The following is a 15,990-nucleotide window of genomic DNA, read 5'->3' as shown; positions in this document are numbered from 1 at the left end:
GCCTATCTGTTGATGCAACCTGGAGGTTGCACATGACGTCGAGCACCGATCGCATCGAGAAGAAGCGCCTGCTCCGCGCCCCGCGTGATCGCGTGTGGCGCGCGCTCACGGATCCCGCCGAGCTCGGCCAGTGGTTCGGCATGCGGCTCGACGCGACGACGTTCGAGCCCGGCGCGCACGTCCGCGGCCGTCTCACGATCCCCGAGTACTCGCACCTCGTCATCGAGATGTGGATCACGAAGATCGAGCCGCAGCGCCTCTTCGCGCTCCGATGGCACCCGTATGCGGTCGATCCCGCGGTCGACTACTCGAAGGAAGAGCCGACGCTCGTCGAATTCGTCCTCGAGGACGCGCCCGGCGGCACGCTGTTGGTCGCGACCGAGTCCGGCTTCGACCGCATCCCGCTGGCGCGCCGCGCCGAGGCGTACCGCATGAACACCGGCGGCTGGGAGGCTCAGCTGGAGAACATCGCGCGCCATGTCGAGGGCTGAGCGCTCGACCGCGCGCGAGCTGCGCGCTGCTGCGCCGGTGTTCGCGGCGCTCGGCGACGAGACGCGCCTGCGCATCGTCGCGCGTCTCGGCACCGGCGGGCCGGCGTCGATCGCGCGCCTCACCGAGGGCTCGGGCGTCACGCGCCAGGCGATCTCGAAGCACCTGCTCGTGCTCGAGACCGCGGGCCTCGTGCGCAGCGCGCGCCAAGGACGCGAGAGCGTCTACGAGCTGCACCCGCGCGAGCTCGAGACCGCGCGACGCGCGCTCGATCGCATCTCGGCGGCGTGGGACGACGCCCTCGATCGCCTGGCGGCGCACGTCGAGCGCGACTGAGGTCGGGTCGCGCTCGACCTCAACGTCCTCTCCGCGCGCGCAGCGCCGCGGCGTGCTCGCGCGACCACGCCGCCGCGCGCGACAGGTAGTCGGCGATCGCCGCGAGCTGTGCGTCGTCGTACTTCGCGAGCAGCGTCTCCATCTCGCGACGGATCGGCTCGAACATCGCGCCGAGCTCTGCGCTCTTCTCGGGCGCGACCTCGACCATCACGCGCCGTCGATCGACGGCGTCGCGCACCCGCCGCACGAGCCCGCGCTCCTCGAGACGATCGATCAAGCTCGTGACGGACGCGCTCGCGAGCCCGGTGTGCTGCGCGATCTCCCCCGCGCTCAGCGGACCGAGGCGCGCGAGGATCTCGATCGTCTTCTCGTCCGTCGCGCTGAGCCCGACGCTCTCGGCGATCGCGGTGTGGAGCAGCACGCCGGCCGTGCTGCTCTCGCGTCCCGCGAGCATCGCTGCCTCGATCAGGGCCCGCCGCGCCGGAGACACCTTCGGCTTTCGAGTTGACAAGTCTCTCGCTCCACCATACGTCTCGACCATCGAACCTTTCGACGATCGAGAGATTCGACGAGCGGACCTCTCGAAGAATGCCTCACGTCGAGGCGCGCAGGAGGATCGGAGATGAACATCGTCGTGATCGGCGCGAGCGGTCGCACCGGTCGTCACGTCGTGGAGCAGGCGATCCGCCGCGGGCACGCGGTGACCGCGTTCGGCCGGCGTGCCGACGTGCTCGCGGGCTCTCCCGGCGTGCGCGTCGTCGTGGGCGACGGGCGCGATCCGCGCGCGCTTCGCACCGCGCTCGAGGGCCAGGACGCGGTGATCTCGATCGTGGCGGGCGAGGGTCTCGGTCCGACCCGCAGCGCGAGCGACGTGACCCGCGCGCTCGTCTCCGCGATGCGGAGCGCCAGCGTGTCGCGCCTCGTGACGACCAGCAGCCGCTCGGTGGTCGCGACGCGGCCGTGGCTCGCGGTCGCGCTCGCGTGGCTGTTCTTCCGCCACGTCTACTGCGATCTCGTGCGCCAGGAGACGCTCGTCGAAGAGAGCGGCCTCGACTGGACGATCGTGCGCGCGACGCGCCTCGGAGACGGCGCACCGCGCGGCCGCGTGCACACCGACTTCGAAGCCGACGCGACCGGCGGCGCGTGGACGCTCGATCGCGCCGACTACGCGATGGCCCTGCTCGACGCGGTCGCGGACCCGAGGCTCGTCGGGCGCGCGCTCGGTGTCTCGGGCCCGGATCGGAGGTCGTCGTGAGCGTGCCGTGGGTGCTGCTCACGCACGCGCTCCACGTGCTCGCGGGCGTGACCTGGCTCGGAGGCTCGGTGCTCTTCTCGCTCGCGTGCTGGCCCGCGCTCCTGCGAAGACCGCCGCGCGAAGCGCGCGAGACGTATCGCGAGATCGCGCGCGTGCTCGGGCCGACGATGGCGATCGCGGGGACGTGCACGCTCGCGCTCGGTCTGCTGCGCGGCACCGCGCTCGGCGTGGTGCGCTCGTGGAGCCACCTCGCGACGCCCTACGGGGCGACGTTCCTGGTCGCGCTCGTGGTCTCGCTGGCGCTCTCGGCGCACGGCGCGATCGCCTCGCGCACCCTCGAAGCGCGCGTGTGGGACGGCGACCGGCTGCGCGACGGCGCGTCGCGTCGGGTCGCCGTCGAGGGCGCGCTCGTCACCAGCGGGTTCCTCGTCGTGCTGACCTGCATGGTGCTCATGCACTTCGGGATGTGAAACAGCGTTTCACCGTGCGTGAAACGTCGTTTCACCCCTGCGGCGACGGCGGGTACGCCGCGATCGGGCGCCGCTCGATCGGCAGCTTCGCCGCGTTCCAAGCGGTCATCCCTCCGCGGATCGACGCGACGTCGCGAAACCCCATGTCGCGCAGCTGCAGCGCCGCCTTGCCCGAGCGCCCGCCGGATCGACACACCAGCACGACCGGCCGATCGCGCGACCAGCGCTGCGCGACGCTCGGCACCGCGGCGAGCGGCACGTGCTCGACGCCCGGGATGTGCCCGAGCTCGCTCGAGAGCTCGATCGGCTCGCGCACGTCGACGACGCGCGCGGCGCTCCGGTTCGAAGCGACCCACTCGGGCGTGACCTCGGGGATCCCGCCCGCGCTCGTCTCGACCGGGGCCCACGTCGATGCGTGCTCGGGCTCGCGGTGCGCGGGCTCGGGAAGCCCGCAGTGCAGGTTCGCGGGCACCGCGACATCGATCTTCTTCGGATAGGCGAGCTGCAGGTGCTCCATGATGTCGACGAACTCGGGCTCGCTCTTTCCGCCTCCGAGGCGCGGATTGAAGCGCTTCTCCTCGGCGACGCTGGTCACGGTGCGACCCTTGTAGTCGTGCGCGGGATAGAGCAGGCATCCGTCGGGCAGCGAGAAGATCTTCTCGTGCACCGAGTGATAGAGCGCGTGCGGACTGCCCTGCTGGAAGTCGGTGCGTCCGGAGCCGCGCACCAGCAGCGCGTCGCCGGTGAACGCCATCGTGTGATCCGCGGTCACGTAGGTCACGCAGCCGTTCGTGTGGCCGGGTGTCTCGCGCACCTCGAGGGCGTGGCGTCCGAACCGGATCACGTCGCCCTCTTTGACGAAGACGTCCGCGCAGCCCGCGCCCGAGCGCTCCGACAACACGGATCTCGCGCGCGTGCGCTCCCGGACCGCGCCGGCGCCCGTCACGTGATCCGCATGGACGTGCGTGTCGAGCACGTAGACGAGGCGCAGATCGAGCTCGCGCACCAACGAGAGGTCGCGCTCGACCTGCTCGAGCACCGGATCGATGAGCACGGCCTCGCGCGTGTCTTCGTCGGCGAGCAGGTACGTGTAGGTCGACGACTCGAGATCGAAGAGCTGCCGGAACAGCATGGCGGCGGCCTCCTCCCGCGCTTGCTCCAGCAACGCGGGTGCCAGAGCCGCGCAGTGCGCGTCCCCCGATCGATCGACGAGACCGATGATCTCGCGCCGCGAGATCCGTCCAAGCCTCGTCGCGGCGTCCTCGCCGCGGCTCGACGAACGCTGGAGGATCGAATGAAGAAGACGTATCGAGGCAGCTGTCACTGCGGCGCGGTCCGGTTCGAGTGCGACCTCGATCTCGCACCTGCGGAGCAGCGATCGGCGCCGGAGCTGCCCGGCGTGTGGTGGACTTCGACCTTCCGATGCGACTGCACGTACTGCCTGAAGACGCGCATGTGGAAAGGCTTCGTGCGCGCGAAGGACTTCCGCGCGACCGCGGGAGACGAGGTGCTCGGCGACTATCTGTTCGGCACGCGGGCCATCCACCACCGCTTCTGCAAGGCGTGCGGTGTCACGACGTACGCGAGCGCGTCGATGGAGCAGCTCGGCGGGGACTTCTACGCCGTCAACATCGCGTGCCTCGACGATGCGACGCCGGAGGAGCTCGAGCGCGCGCCGATCACCTACGAGGACGGCGCGAACGACGCGTGGGATCGTCCGCCCGCGCGCACCCGCCACCTCTGATGGACCGCGCTGAAACGTGTGTTTCACGCGTTTCATCGGTCGTGAAACACACGTTTCGCGCGCCGGCTCAGCGCGCCCGGTCGAGGCGCGCGTCCGATAACTGTCGCATCGGCGCGCACCAGCTCGTGCGCGCGAGAGCGCCCGTGTGTTTCACTCGCGTGAAACGCGCTGAGACATCAGGGCGTCACGTCGACCGTCGTGCGCACCCGGCGCTGCACGACGCGGCCGTCGGCGCTCGGACCGAGCCACGGCGTCCAGATCACGAGGTCGTAGCGGCCCGGCGGGATCGCCTCGCCATCGTGCATCTCGGGCGCGGTGGTGCCGCGTCGGACCCGGACGCGCGCGGACACGTCGACGACCGCGTGGAGCGTTCCGCCAGGCTCGAGGACGACGCGGATCCACCGGCACGGGCTCGCGCATCCCATCGCGAACGCGAGCCCCGAGTACTCGTCCCGGTAGCCCACACGCTCGCCGTCGCGCTCGATGTCGGTGCCGCCGATCCCGACGTGCGGCGGGAGCACGACCTCGAGCGGCTCGGCCGTCGCGTTGCGGAACGCGACCGGGATCCGCGCCCGCTCACCGCTGCGCACCGAGACCGGCTCCACGCGCGCGACGAGCACGCTCGCGTCGGCGGCGCGATCGACCCCGTTCCGAGCGGTCTCGACCCGGCACTCCGCGGCCACACGATCGAGCTCGAGCGCCGAGCCGCGGCACGGGTCGGACGAGACCGCCTCGGCTCCGCTCGTCTGCTCGGCCGTGCTGGTCTCCTCGGCCGCCGGGGTGCGAGAGGGCGCGCACCCGAGCGCGAGGATCGCGATCATGATCGCGCGCGTCGTCGTGTTCGACATCGCGCGAATGTAGCGGCGCACCGGTCACGCGCCGCGACCGCGAAGCATCGGTAAGCGGCTACTCGCCCCAGGCGCGCAGGACGAGCGACGTGTTCACTCCGCCGAACGCGAAGTTGTTCGTCATGATCGTCCTCGGTCGCTTCTGCACGACTTCGCGCAGATAGCCGAGCTTCGCGCAGCGCGGATCGATCTCGTCGAGGTTCCGGTTCGGCGCGAGGAACCCCTCGCGCATCATCTGCAGGCAGAACACCGCTTCCATCGCGCCGCACGCGCCGAGCGTGTGGCCGGTGTAGCTCTTCATCGTCGAGACCGGCACGTCGCGCTTGAACACCGAGTACGTCGCGTTGGTCTCCGCGATGTCGCCGATCTCCGTGCCCGTGCCGTGCGCGTTCACGTAGTCGATGTCGTTCGGGTGCGCCTTCGAGTCCGAGAGCGCGAGCTCCATCGCGCCGCGCATCCCGTCCTCGCTCGGCGCGGTGATGTGCAGCCCATCGCAGTTCGTGCCGTAGCCGATGATCTCCGCGAGGATCTTCGCGCCGCGCTTCTTCGCGTGCTCGAGGTCCTCGAGCACCAGCGTCGCCGCGCCCTCGCCGATCACGAGGCCGTCGCGCTTCACGTCGAACGGACGCGGCGAGCGCTCCGGCGTCTCGTTGAAGCGGATGCTCGTCGCCATCAGCAGGTCGAACGTGACCGCCGTCGCGTAGTGCAGCTCTTCCGCGCCGCCCGCGACCATCACGTCCTGCATGCCGTACTTGATCGCCTCGTACGCCGCGCCGACCGACTGCGAGCCGCTGGTGCACGCGCTGATCATCGGCAGCACGCGCCCGCGGATCCCGAAGAACGACGCCATGTTCGCGGCGCACGTGTGCGTCATGAACTTCAGGTACGAGCTCGAGTCGAGCCCGCGCATCGTGAACTGCGTGAAGAGCGGACCGCAGAACTCCTCGAGCGCCTGCGAGCTGCCCGTCGTCGATCCGTACGCGATGCCGCACCGCCCGCTGCCGAGCACCTCGGGGCCGATGCCCGCCTGCGCGATCGCCTGCTCGCTCGCGTACGCCGCGTAGAGCGCGACGAGGCCCATCGTGCGGCGCTTCCGCCGCGGGAAGTGCGCCTGCAGATCGAGCCCGGTCACCGCGCCGCCGATGCGCGTCTGGAGGTCGGGGATGTGGCCCCACTCCGGCATCTTGCGGATGCCGTGACGACCTCGCTGCAGCGACTCCGTCGCTTCGGCGTCGCTGTTGCCGATCGGCGAGGCGAGGCCGAGCCCGGTGACGACGACGCGGCGGCCGCTCACTGCGTCTCGCCCGCGCCCGGGTTCGTCGGCGGCTCGGTCGGTCCCTCCGGCACGCCCGCCTTCGCCTTGTCGATCTCGGCGAGCACGAAGTCGATGAGCTCGTCGACGGTGCGCACCTTGCGCGCGTCGGCCGGGTCGGGGCGGCGCCCCGTCATCTCGCGCAGCTGCGTGAAGATGTCGATCGCGTCGATGCTGTCGAGATCGAGCTCTTCGTAGAGCGTCGACTCCTTGGTGATCTTCTTCGGATCGAGCTCGAACGAGTCACTGAGGATCTCGACGATCTTCCCGAAGATCTCGTCGCGGCTGAGCGTGGCAGTCTCGGACACGGTGCTCTCTTACGAAAAAGTCTGGAACCACGAATCCGCGCGGCTCAGGCGAGCTGCACGGGCTCCATGAACTGATGGAGATCGAGCGGCGCGCCGCCGGTCTCGCCGAGGATCCGGCGCGCCTCGGTCAGACAGAAATTGAAGATCTCCTCGGTGCGCGCGTTGACGCCGCCCTTCTTCCGCTCACGGCCGATCTCGTCCTGGAAGTGCAGGAGATCGGTGCCGTCGTTGTATTGGCCGAGGTTCGCGCGGTGATAATTCCCGCTCACCTCGAGCTCGCGCACCAGGCGTCCGAAGAGCTGCCGGAAGTTCTCCAGCGCGTTGAGCACGTACTCCTTGCGCCGGAGCTGCTCGCGCACCTTGCGCAGATCGAGGTGGTGATCGCGCAAGAAGAAGTCGAGCCAGAGGTTGTAGTAACAGCTGATGTCGAAGTTCCACTTGAGACGCATCGTCTCGAAGCTGCCGAGCACCGGATACTGCTCGCGATAGAGCTTCATCGTGGCTTCGTACCGGAAGCGCATGAACTCGTCGTACAGACGGCTGCGCTCCGCGAGATCCGCGTCCGACTCACCCTCGAAGTCGCGACGGATCATGTCGGTGATCATGTCGCTCTCGATCGAGATGTAGTCGGAGCCCGGCGAGTAGAACGGATCGCTGAAGGCCGCGGCCTCGCCGATCATCGCCCAGCGCTCGGCGCCGTCCCAGAACTGCTTGGTCCCATACGTGTATCGAGCGTAGTGGCCGACATCGAGCATCTCGGCCTTCTCGATCAGCGACGCGACGGCGCGGTGCTCGCGGAGGAACTTCCAGAAGCCCTCTTCCGTGCGCATCCACGGCTCGAACACCTCGCCGACGACACCGAGCGACGTCACGCCGCGCGCGATCGGGATGAACCAGATCCAGTAGCCGCGATAGCAGAAGTGGTTCGTGCTCAGCACGCGCGCGGTGTGGCGCGCCCGCGCCTTCCACGCGTCGGCGCCGGGCCACGGTCTCTCTCCCGCGCCGCCTCGCTCGCTCAAGCCGTCCATGTCGGTGATGCCGGTGAAGCGGCCCCACACCGCGCCGCATCCGTGCGGCTCGCGCACGCGCAGCTCGCGCTGGTTGCTGATCAGCTGGCGCCGACCGCTCGCGTCGATCACCCAGCGCGCGGCGTAGCGCGTGCGCGCGCCGTCCGGCGCCTCGACGGTGAACGCGTGGCGGTGCGTGCGCGCCTCGTCGGTGCCGCTCTTCAGCTCGAGATCGCGCACGGTGACGCCGACCTGGACGTCGACCGCGTCGGCGCGATTCATCTCGAGGAGATCCGCCTCGAAGCGCGCGCGATCGATCTGGAAGGTCGGGAACATCGGCAGCTTGTTGCTGCCGACCTCGCTCATCTCGAAGAGGTGCGCGTTCTTCTCGGGGGTGTCGAAGAAGAAGCGGAGGCCGTTCTTCGCGAGCTGCTCGTCGTACATATACGTCGAGAGCCCGAGCTTCCGGATGAAGAAATTCGAGGCGATCTCGACGCTCGACTCGCCCACCTTGAAGCCGCGCTCGACGTCCTTCTCGAAGATCGCGATCGAGACGTCGGGGAGCGTCCGGCGCAGCTGACGCGCCACCAGGTTGCCGGCGAGACCACCGCCGAGGATCGCGACGTCGACCTTCTTCTCGGGGTGCACGACTTCTCCGGGCTCGGTGGGATGGACAGCTGCCTTCGACGCGGCGCGGGGCTCTGGGATCGACTTCGCCGCCGTGGCGGACTCCGGTGCGCTACGGCGGCGTGGGTGCGCTTCTCCCCCGAGAGGGGGCCTAGGATATCGGCGCCATGTTCCGCACGCCACCCGTTCCGCGGACGCTGGAACCCCGGACATTTGCACGCGCAAGGACCCGCCGCAGCCGTCTGTTTCGCTAGGGGATCTCGCACTCTCCCGCGGGTGCGTGGGCGGGGGGCCACGAGTAGACTCGCCGCGCCTCTATGAAGCGCTACGACGTCGTGATCTGTGGTGGTGGTCTCGCGGGCCTGACGTTGGCCCGTCACCTGCGGCGCGAGATGCCCGCGGTGAGCGTCGCGGTGGTCGAGCCGACGAAGCGCCCGCTGCCCGACGCGTGCCACAAGGTCGGCGAGTCGAGCGTCGAGATCGGCGCGCACTTCTTCGAGCACGTGCTCGACCTCAACGCGTACCTCCACGAGCGCCAGCTCGTGAAGAACGGTCTGCGCTACTTCACCGGCGACACGCGCGGACCGCTCGCGGCGCGTCGCGAGATCGGCCCGAGCGAGCACCCCGTGGTGCCGAGCTTCCAGCTCGATCGCGGGCGCTTCGAGAACGATCTGCGCGGATTCGTCGAGCAGGACGGCGCGGCGCTCTACGAGGGCTGGCACGTGTACGGCGTCGAGCTCGCCGCGCGGCGCGAGGGCGCGGTGCCCGAGGACGCGCTGCTCGAGGACGGCGCGCGACACCAGGTGATGATCTCGGCGGACGGCGGTCGTCGCGAGGTCCTCGAGGCGCGCTGGGTGATCGACGCGAGCGGTCGCCGCCGGATCATCCAGAAGAAGCTCGGCCTGACGCGCGACAGCGATCATCCGCACAGCGCGGCGTGGTTCCGCGTGACCGGCAAGCTCGACGTCGCGTCGCTGGTGCCGGAGAGCGAGCGCGCGTGGCACGCGCGCGACGTCGATCACAACCGCTGGCTCTCGACGTGCCACCTGTGCGGCGTCGGCTACTGGGTGTGGCTCATTCCGCTGTCGACCGGATATCACTCGATCGGCATCGTCGCGGGCGAGGAGCACCATCCGTTCGAGACCTACGCGCGGCCCGAGCGCGCGATGAAGTGGATCGAGGAGCACGAGCCGGTGCTCTTCGAGAAGATCAAGGATCTGCCGCTCGACGACTTCAAGGTGCTGCGCCGATATGCGTACACCAGCGAGCAGGTCTTCAGTCAGGACCGCTGGGCGTGTGTCGGCGAAGCGGGCGTGTTCGTCGATCCGCTGTATTCGCCGGGCAGTGATCTGATCGCGATCGCGAACGTGCTCGCGACCGAATTGGTGCGCTCGGAGATGCGCGGCGACGCGGACTTCGCGCAGCGTGTGACGGACTCGAACGAGTTCATGCTCGGGTTCACCGAGGTCACGACGACGACGTTCCGGCGGCACAGCCACATCAACGGATCGCCCGGCGTGCTCCCGGCGAAGCTGTACTGGGACAACTTCCATTACTGGTCGTTCATCTGTCAGTACTTCTTCAATCGCGTCTATCGCGTCTCGCCTGCCGATCATCGCAAGTTCCGCGAGCTGCACCGGGAGTTCGCCGCGCTGAACGTGAAGGCGCAGGAGATGCTCAAGGCGTGGGCGCACCTCGCGCCGGGGCGCGCGAAGGGTGATTTCCTCCCGCTGCCGCAGTTCCCGTCGCTGCTCGCGGATCTGCACCTCGATCTGCAGAATCGCCGCACGCCGGACGAGACCTACGAGGTGATGAAGAAGAACCTCGAGGGCGCGAAGGAGGTCGTCGCGGAGCTCACGCTGCGCGCGCTCAAGGCCGTCGGGCCGGAGCAGGTCGGCGAGCTCGTCGCGAGGACTCGATTCGTGGAGTGGGATCTGGTGTTCGACGAGGCCCGCCTCGACTACGACGCTTCGAGCGAGCGTGCCAGTCTGCGGAAGTCGCTCCCGCGGATCGCGCGCGACATGTTGCGCTGTCTGCCCGAGGTCGAGAACGACCAATCGGGGCCGACGATGCGCGAGCTGCTCGCGACGGCGCGCGGCATCGGCGCGCCGCGCCTCGCGAGCTAGAAAGCGGTCCTAGCTGGGCTCGGGCAGCGCGGCGCGGAGCGACTCGATCCACGCGCGCACGGCGATGCGTGACGACGCGCTCGGCGTCGGGTCGAGCCGGCGCAGCAGCCACACCACGGCCTCGTCGGCGTCGGCGAGCACCTTGAGCGGCTGACGGCTCGGCCGCGTCATCGAGTGGATCGACGCGGCCGTGTCGACGAGCAGGTCGGTGCGCTCCTCGAGCACCACCGCGATCGCGGCGAGCGAGTCGAGCTCGTCGAGCACGCCCGCGACCCACGGCAGGCTGTCGGGCTCGGGCGGCGGTGAGCCCGGCTCGACGATCACGACGAGGCCGACGCCGTGCCCCGCGCGCTCCATCGCGCGCGCAGTCACGTCGAACGAGCGCTCGAGCCGCTCGCGCGTCGGCTCGCCGCGCCAGATCGCCGCCACGATGCGCTCGCGCCGGCCGACCACGAACGCCTCTTCGGTGTGCTCTACCCCCACGCGGGAACGTTTTGGCGAGCGGACGCGGGCGCGTCAACGGTGGAATTCCCCGAGGAGGCTCTTCGTCCCGCGCGCGCCGCGGCGCTGGGGCGCGTGAGCACGTCGGTGATCGTCACATCGCCCGGCGCAGCGCACCCGCGCGCGCGATCCGCGAACGGACGAGGCACGACGCAGCGCTGCGTGCGCATCGTCGAGACGCGATGTGCGACGCGCGGGGCGTGCGCGCGACGGATCGCCTCGCGCGCACGACTTGGAACGCGGAGTGCGGAGCACCTCGACGCGCTGCCGCGTGCGGGCGCGCAGGAGGACGAGGTCGATGCTCGACGATGGCAAGAAGGGGCGGCTCGCCCTCGCGACGGTGGCGTGGAGCGTCGCGCTCGCGATCACGTCGATCGCGTCGGCGCAGGTCGAGGGCGAGGGCGGACAGCCGTCCGAGCCGCCCGGCGTCGTGATGGAGACGCCTCCGCCGCCGGGCAGCTATCCCACGGCGATCACACCGCGCGAGCTCATGGGCGCCGACGCCCCTCCTCGCGACTTCGTGCGTCCGCGCGCCGGATTCTCGCTGTTGGGCGGCTACACGGTGAGCGAGCCCGAGGGCTGGATGATGGGCGCCAGCGCGCGTCTCGGCGTGCAGATCGGTGATTGGTTCTCGGTCTACTACCAGCCGACTGCGCTCTACGCGAGCCTGCAGACCGCGCGTGATCGCCAGGACGGCGCGTTCACGTTCTGGAGCTCGTTCTTGGTCGAGGCGACGCTCGCAGACTGGGTGTCGGTCGGCGTCGGACCGTCGGTCGACATCTGGACGGGATGCGACGAGGGCGTGCTCGCGGACACGCAGATCGACGCGCCCGTCGGATGCACCGCGGACGAGCCCTTCTTCGGCCTGCACGGGCGCGTCGCGCTGAACATCCCGACCTACGCGAGCGGGGATCGCAACGCGATCCAGGTCTCGTTCGAGGTGCACCCGACGTGGTTCGGCGACGGCTTCGAGACCGTCGCGTTCCTCGGTGGCCTCGGCTTCGACACGATGTGACGAGGCGGGTCTACGGCAGCGACGTGCGGAGCCGTTGCACCAGCGCGATCACCGCGTCGGCGAGCTGCGGGGGCTCGTCGACGCGCCGCGCGACCCACGACGCGCCCTCCGCGAGATCGGTGCAGAGCTTGAGCGGCTGACCACGACGGCGGCGCATCACGAAGATCGTGCTCGCCACGTCGACGAGCATGCGCGCGAGCGGGCCGCGATCCTCGATGATGCCGACCGTGGCACGGAGGCGATCGAGCCCGTCGAAGCGCCGCGCGATCTCGGGAAGATGCGCGACGTTCGGCGGCGGCGAGCCCGGCTCCCACACGGCGAACATCGCGTATCGCGCGAGGTCGTTCGTCGCGCGCTCGAACACCAGCGTGGCGCGCTCGAGGCGCTCCGCGGTCGGCTCACCTCGCCAGAGGACCACGCCGACCGGGCCGACGACGCCACATCCGAACGCGGCCTCCACGTGCTCGATGCGCGCGGGGAACACGGGCAACATGGTGCCCGAGAACGCAGCGGAGGAGGAGAGAAGAGCGATGCGGCGACACGTGGTGCTCGGGCTCGTGGCGGTGTCTGCGATGACGGCGCTCGCGTCGCGCGCGAGCGCGCAGGTCGCGTGGCGCGGGGACTTCGAGACCGGCGATACGTCGCAATTCAGCTATCGGCTGAACGAGACGGTGGAGGGGCGTCGCTACATCACCGTGCAGAGCGACACGGTGGTGGAGGGCACGCGCGCGGCGCGCATCGAGCTGCACGACGATGCCGTCTGGCCCAACGGGCTGAAGCGCGTGGAGCTGAGCCACCAGCCCGACGCAGCGCGCACCGCGGAGGGCGCGGAGACGTATTTCGCGTGGAGCCTCTATCTTCCCGAGACGCTCTCGAGCGATCCCGCGCAGACGATCGGATATTGGGAGTCGGCCGACAGCTATCGACAGATGATGGCATTCGATCTGTCGGGCACGACTCTGACGTTCACCACGCGACAGCCGTCGAACGTGGAGCAGTGGCGCGGCGAGGGTGTGATCACGCCCGGCGAGTGGCACCGCATCGCGATGCACGTGCGCTGGTCGAAGGACGCCGCGATCGGGCGCGTCAGCGTGTGGCTCGACGGCGATCGTGTCGTCGACGGCGCAGTGGCGCGGACATTGAACGACGACAATCCGCACTTCGTGCAGATCGGATTGCTGCGCGGTGCGATCTCGTTCTCCGACGTGCCGGTGATCGTGATCGACGACGTCGTGGAGGGGAATTCGCTCGCCGACGTGCGGCCGGCAGATCTTCCCGGCGAGGAGCCCGACGCAGGCGTGATGGAGCGCGATGCGGGCGTGATCGATGCGGGCGGTGTCGACGCCGGCTCCGACGCGGGGCGCTCCGATGCATCGAGCGATGCCGACGCAGGACGGATGTCGCGCGAGGACGAGATCGTCGGTGGGAGCTGCGCAGTCGGGCGTGGTCGCCCGACTGGCACGCTCGTGATCGCGGTGCTGCTGACGTCGCTGGGGATGGTGGTGCGACGGCGCCGCCGGTGACGGCGCTACGCGATGCGGATCCAGGTCGCGACGCCCACCGCGAGCACCTGCCCCGAAGGGGTCGCGAGCGCGGTGCCGCAGCGCGCTTTGCGCCCCTCGCCGCCGAGCGACCATCCGACGATCACGTGCGGGCCGCGACCGACCGGTGCGCGCACGTCGACCGCGAGCTCGCCGAGCAACATCGGCTGCATCGTCGTGCCGACGATCGCGAAGTAGCCGGGGCAGTCGAGCGCGGCCCACACGATCTCGGAGCGCAGCGTCGCGCCCGCGAGGAGATCGTCGCTCGGCTCGAACGGCGCGGCGACGACACCATCACCGAGCGCCCCGGCGAAGATGCGCAGCCCATCGCCCTCGGCGCGCGCGGGGCCGCACACGAAGCACGTCGGGAACACGTGGTCGCGCGGATCGCGCGCGACGTATCGCGTGCTCGCTTCGCGCGCGCGCTCGAGCGTCGGGATCGCGGGGACCTCGACGTCGACGCTCGCGGGCACGCCGGACGCGACGAGCGTCTCGCCGTCGAGCAGTCGCACGCCGTGCGTCCCGGCGTCGTCCTCGACGTGCATCGCGCGATCGAGCGGCGGCGGCTTGTGGAGGCGCACCCGCGACGAGCCTGCGATCGCGCGTGCCACGCAACCGCAGGAGTACCCGCCGTTGCCCGAGTCGGGCGGACCGTTGAAGCGCGGAGCGATGACCACGTCGGCATGCATGACCGGAGCATGAGCGCGGTCGGGCACTCGCGCAGGCGCGGTGCTACCTCTCGGCCCCGATGTCGCCGCGCGTGCTGGTGGTCACGGGAGGGTTGGTCTCGGCCGAGGACACCGATCTCCTGGAGGCGCTGCGAAAACAGATCGCGGCGCTGCGCGGATCGCAGGCGGTGTGGCTCGATCTGCAGATCAAGCTCCACGCGGCGGAGCGACTGCTCGCCGCGGATCGGCATCGTCGCTCGGAGACGTTCCGGCGCGCGTCCTATCGCGAGGCGGTCGAGCGCTTCGACGGACACGCTCCGATCGGAGAGATCCCCGAGCTCACGGAGGTCGCGCTCGCGACCCTGCTCGAGCACGAGGGGCTCGAGGTCGAGTGCACGACGTACTCGAAGCTCCACGCCGATGCATCGCTGCGCGAGCGGCTCCTCGCGCGGACCGATGCGGTGTTCGCCTCGACGACGCTGCTCCACGATCGCGCGGAGATGGATCCGATGCTCGCGATGCTGAAGCGACCGCACAACAAGGTGGTCGCCGGCGGCGCGCTCGCGTCGATGCTCCACGCGACGTGGGAGGGCTCGAGCGCGATCGATCTGCTCGCGGTGGGCTACGGCGAGATGCTGGTGCCCGCGATCGCGCGCTGGCTACGCACCGGCGAGCTCGTCGCGCCGGAGCGCGGGCGCATCGAGGAACGCGGCGGCACGCCGATCCTCTTCTCGGGCGTGCCCGAGGGGCGCGTGCTCGACGCGCTTCCGGCGCCCGACTGGCGCATCGCGGAGCGCGTGCACGGACGTCGGTTCCGGATGGCGCACTACGAGTCGGTGCGTGGCTGTCCGTATCGATGTGCGTTCTGCAACTATCCGTATCTCTTCGACGACACGAAGTTCCGATATCGCAGCGCCGAGCGAATCGACGCGGACTGGGCCGCGCTCGAGGCGCAGGGAATCGAGTACGTCAGCTGTCTCGACAGCCTCTTCACGATGCCGCGCAAGCGACTGCAGGAGCTGTGTCGAAGGCTGATCGCGCGTGGCAGTCGACTGAAGTGGATCTGCTATGCGCGCGCCGACGATCTCTGTGATCTGCCGACTGCGCAGCTCATGAAGGACGCGGGCTGCGTGCAGGTGCAGATCGGGGTCGAGTCGGGCAGCGACGTGATCCTGAAGAACATGAACAAGGCGTGCACCGCGGACGAGAACCGGCGCGCGCTGATCAATTGCCGAAAGGTCGGGCTCACGTCGCTGGTGACGGTGATCGTCGGGTTCCCCGGCGAGACGCGGGAGACGGTCGACGAGACGTATGCATTGCTCGCGAGCGCACCGCCGGACGTGTTCTACGTCGTCGCGTTCTCGACGTGGGTCGAGGGCGTTCCGATCCTGAAGGACGAGAGCAAGAAGAAGCACGGCCTGGTCACGCTCGGCGGGGTGCCCTCGCCCGCGCCCTACTGGCGCCATCCGGGCATGTCGTGCACCGAGGTCTCGCACGAGGTGAAGCGCCTGAACGAGAAGCTCATCGAGCACCGCGTCGGGCTCGAGGGGTTCCTCTTCTATCGCGGGCTCCTCGGCTACGACCCCGCGGATCGCGAGGCGCTGCTCGACTTCCAGCGCGACGTGATGCGCGGTCAGCCGATCCTGCGCGGTATCGTGCGCGGGCTCGATGCGTTCGTGCACCGTCAGCTGGTGCGCGACGTCGAGGCGCGGCTCGGCGCCGCGCGCGCGATGTCGGCGTGAT

The 15,990-nt window shown here is 69.8% G+C and carries 18 protein-coding genes; 9 read left to right on the top strand and 9 right to left on the bottom strand.

The window, feature by feature from the left end; all coding sequences use genetic code 11:
- Nucleotides 1–32: 32 nt before the first annotated feature.
- Nucleotides 33–491: an SRPBCC family protein gene (locus tag DB32_RS03335; RefSeq protein WP_053230966.1), complete on the top strand. Its 459-nt coding sequence runs from the start codon at nucleotides 33–35 to the stop codon at nucleotides 489–491.
- Complete coding sequence (locus tag DB32_RS03330; RefSeq protein WP_053230965.1) at nucleotides 478–825, top strand: ArsR/SmtB family transcription factor; 348 nt, start codon at nucleotides 478–480, stop codon at nucleotides 823–825. The genes DB32_RS03335 and DB32_RS03330 overlap by 14 nt, the downstream gene beginning before the upstream one ends.
- A gap of 19 nt (nucleotides 826–844) precedes the next feature.
- Here DB32_RS03330 and DB32_RS03325 read toward each other — a convergent pair whose 3' ends face one another.
- Nucleotides 845–1,279 carry a MarR family winged helix-turn-helix transcriptional regulator gene (locus tag DB32_RS03325; RefSeq protein WP_053230964.1) on the bottom strand — a complete coding sequence of 145 codons (435 nt, stop codon included), beginning with the start codon at nucleotides 1,277–1,279 and terminating at the stop codon, nucleotides 845–847.
- Between the two features lie 168 nt (nucleotides 1,280–1,447).
- Here DB32_RS03325 and DB32_RS03320 point away from each other — a divergent pair, with 168 nt between their 5' ends.
- Together DB32_RS03320 and DB32_RS03315 are read left to right on the top strand one after the other, a co-directional pair.
- Complete coding sequence (locus tag DB32_RS03320) at nucleotides 1,448–2,080, top strand: NAD(P)-dependent oxidoreductase (protein ID WP_053230963.1); 633 nt, start codon at nucleotides 1,448–1,450, stop codon at nucleotides 2,078–2,080.
- Entirely contained in the window at nucleotides 2,077–2,550 is a 474-nt protein-coding gene (locus DB32_RS03315) for a hypothetical protein (protein ID WP_053230962.1), read from the top strand. Before DB32_RS03320 ends, DB32_RS03315 begins: the two co-directional genes overlap by 4 nt.
- A gap of 31 nt (nucleotides 2,551–2,581) precedes the next feature.
- Here DB32_RS03315 and DB32_RS49875 read toward each other — a convergent pair whose 3' ends face one another.
- On the bottom strand, nucleotides 2,582–3,682 hold the full coding sequence (locus tag DB32_RS49875) for an MBL fold metallo-hydrolase (RefSeq protein WP_053238665.1): 1,101 nt from the start codon (nucleotides 3,680–3,682) through the stop codon (nucleotides 2,582–2,584).
- A gap of 162 nt (nucleotides 3,683–3,844) precedes the next feature.
- On the opposite strand from DB32_RS49875, the gene DB32_RS03305 reads away from it, so the two are divergent.
- The gene (locus DB32_RS03305; protein ID WP_053238664.1) at nucleotides 3,845–4,294 is read left to right on the top strand and encodes a GFA family protein; all 450 of its coding nucleotides are present in this window, start codon (nucleotides 3,845–3,847) and stop codon (nucleotides 4,292–4,294) included.
- A gap of 176 nt (nucleotides 4,295–4,470) precedes the next feature.
- Here the strand turns inward: DB32_RS03305 and DB32_RS03300 are convergent, their stop codons facing one another.
- The 4 genes from DB32_RS03300 to DB32_RS03285 are packed head-to-tail and all read right to left on the bottom strand — an operon-like array spanning nucleotide 4,471 to nucleotide 8,417.
- A complete protein-coding gene (locus DB32_RS03300) occupies nucleotides 4,471–5,142 on the bottom strand; it encodes a hypothetical protein (RefSeq protein WP_053230961.1) in 672 nt (223 codons plus the stop codon).
- Nucleotides 5,143–5,200: 58 nt separating this feature from the next.
- Nucleotides 5,201–6,436 (bottom strand): beta-ketoacyl-ACP synthase, encoded by a 1,236-nt coding sequence (locus DB32_RS03295; protein ID WP_053230960.1) that lies wholly within the window; start codon nucleotides 6,434–6,436, stop codon nucleotides 5,201–5,203.
- Nucleotides 6,433–6,762 carry an acyl carrier protein gene (locus DB32_RS03290; protein WP_053230959.1) on the bottom strand — a complete coding sequence of 110 codons (330 nt, stop codon included), beginning with the start codon at nucleotides 6,760–6,762 and terminating at the stop codon, nucleotides 6,433–6,435. The genes DB32_RS03295 and DB32_RS03290 overlap by 4 nt, the downstream gene beginning before the upstream one ends.
- A 44-nt stretch (nucleotides 6,763–6,806) precedes the next feature.
- Entirely contained in the window at nucleotides 6,807–8,417 is a 1,611-nt protein-coding gene (locus tag DB32_RS03285; protein WP_053230958.1) for an NAD(P)/FAD-dependent oxidoreductase, read from the bottom strand.
- 296 nt (nucleotides 8,418–8,713) lie between these two features.
- Here DB32_RS03285 and DB32_RS03280 point away from each other — a divergent pair, with 296 nt between their 5' ends.
- Nucleotides 8,714–10,522, top strand: coding sequence for an NAD(P)/FAD-dependent oxidoreductase (locus tag DB32_RS03280; RefSeq protein ID WP_053230957.1), 1,809 nt, complete (start codon nucleotides 8,714–8,716; stop codon nucleotides 10,520–10,522).
- Nucleotides 10,523–10,531: 9 nt separating this feature from the next.
- Here the strand turns inward: DB32_RS03280 and DB32_RS03275 are convergent, their stop codons facing one another.
- A complete protein-coding gene (locus DB32_RS03275) occupies nucleotides 10,532–11,005 on the bottom strand; it encodes a hypothetical protein (protein WP_053230956.1) in 474 nt (157 codons plus the stop codon).
- Nucleotides 11,006–11,321: 316 nt separating this feature from the next.
- Between DB32_RS03275 and DB32_RS03270 the strand changes: the two genes are divergently transcribed.
- A complete protein-coding gene (locus DB32_RS03270; protein WP_053230955.1) occupies nucleotides 11,322–12,038 on the top strand; it encodes a hypothetical protein in 717 nt (238 codons plus the stop codon).
- A 10-nt stretch (nucleotides 12,039–12,048) separates the two neighbouring features.
- Here DB32_RS03270 and DB32_RS47915 read toward each other — a convergent pair whose 3' ends face one another.
- A complete protein-coding gene (locus DB32_RS47915; RefSeq protein ID WP_053230954.1) occupies nucleotides 12,049–12,531 on the bottom strand; it encodes a hypothetical protein in 483 nt (160 codons plus the stop codon).
- 37 nt (nucleotides 12,532–12,568) lie between these two features.
- On the opposite strand from DB32_RS47915, the gene DB32_RS03260 reads away from it, so the two are divergent.
- Nucleotides 12,569–13,561 carry a polysaccharide lyase family 20 protein gene (locus tag DB32_RS03260; protein ID WP_169791319.1) on the top strand — a complete coding sequence of 331 codons (993 nt, stop codon included), beginning with the start codon at nucleotides 12,569–12,571 and terminating at the stop codon, nucleotides 13,559–13,561.
- Between the two features lie 5 nt (nucleotides 13,562–13,566).
- Here the strand turns inward: DB32_RS03260 and DB32_RS03255 are convergent, their stop codons facing one another.
- Nucleotides 13,567–14,268 (bottom strand): hypothetical protein, encoded by a 702-nt coding sequence (locus DB32_RS03255; protein ID WP_053230952.1) that lies wholly within the window; start codon nucleotides 14,266–14,268, stop codon nucleotides 13,567–13,569.
- 59 nt (nucleotides 14,269–14,327) lie between these two features.
- On the opposite strand from DB32_RS03255, the gene DB32_RS03250 reads away from it, so the two are divergent.
- Entirely contained in the window at nucleotides 14,328–15,989 is a 1,662-nt protein-coding gene (locus DB32_RS03250; RefSeq protein ID WP_053230951.1) for a B12-binding domain-containing radical SAM protein, read from the top strand.
- Nucleotide 15,990: the final 1 nt, after the last annotated feature.

This window comes from Sandaracinus amylolyticus (assembly GCF_000737325.1).
GTDB classification, from domain to species: domain Bacteria; phylum Myxococcota_A; class Polyangia; order Polyangiales; family Sandaracinaceae; genus Sandaracinus; species Sandaracinus amylolyticus.
The sequence above is the reverse complement of the archived record's forward strand: the minus strand, read 5'-3'. Positions and strand labels throughout refer to the sequence as shown.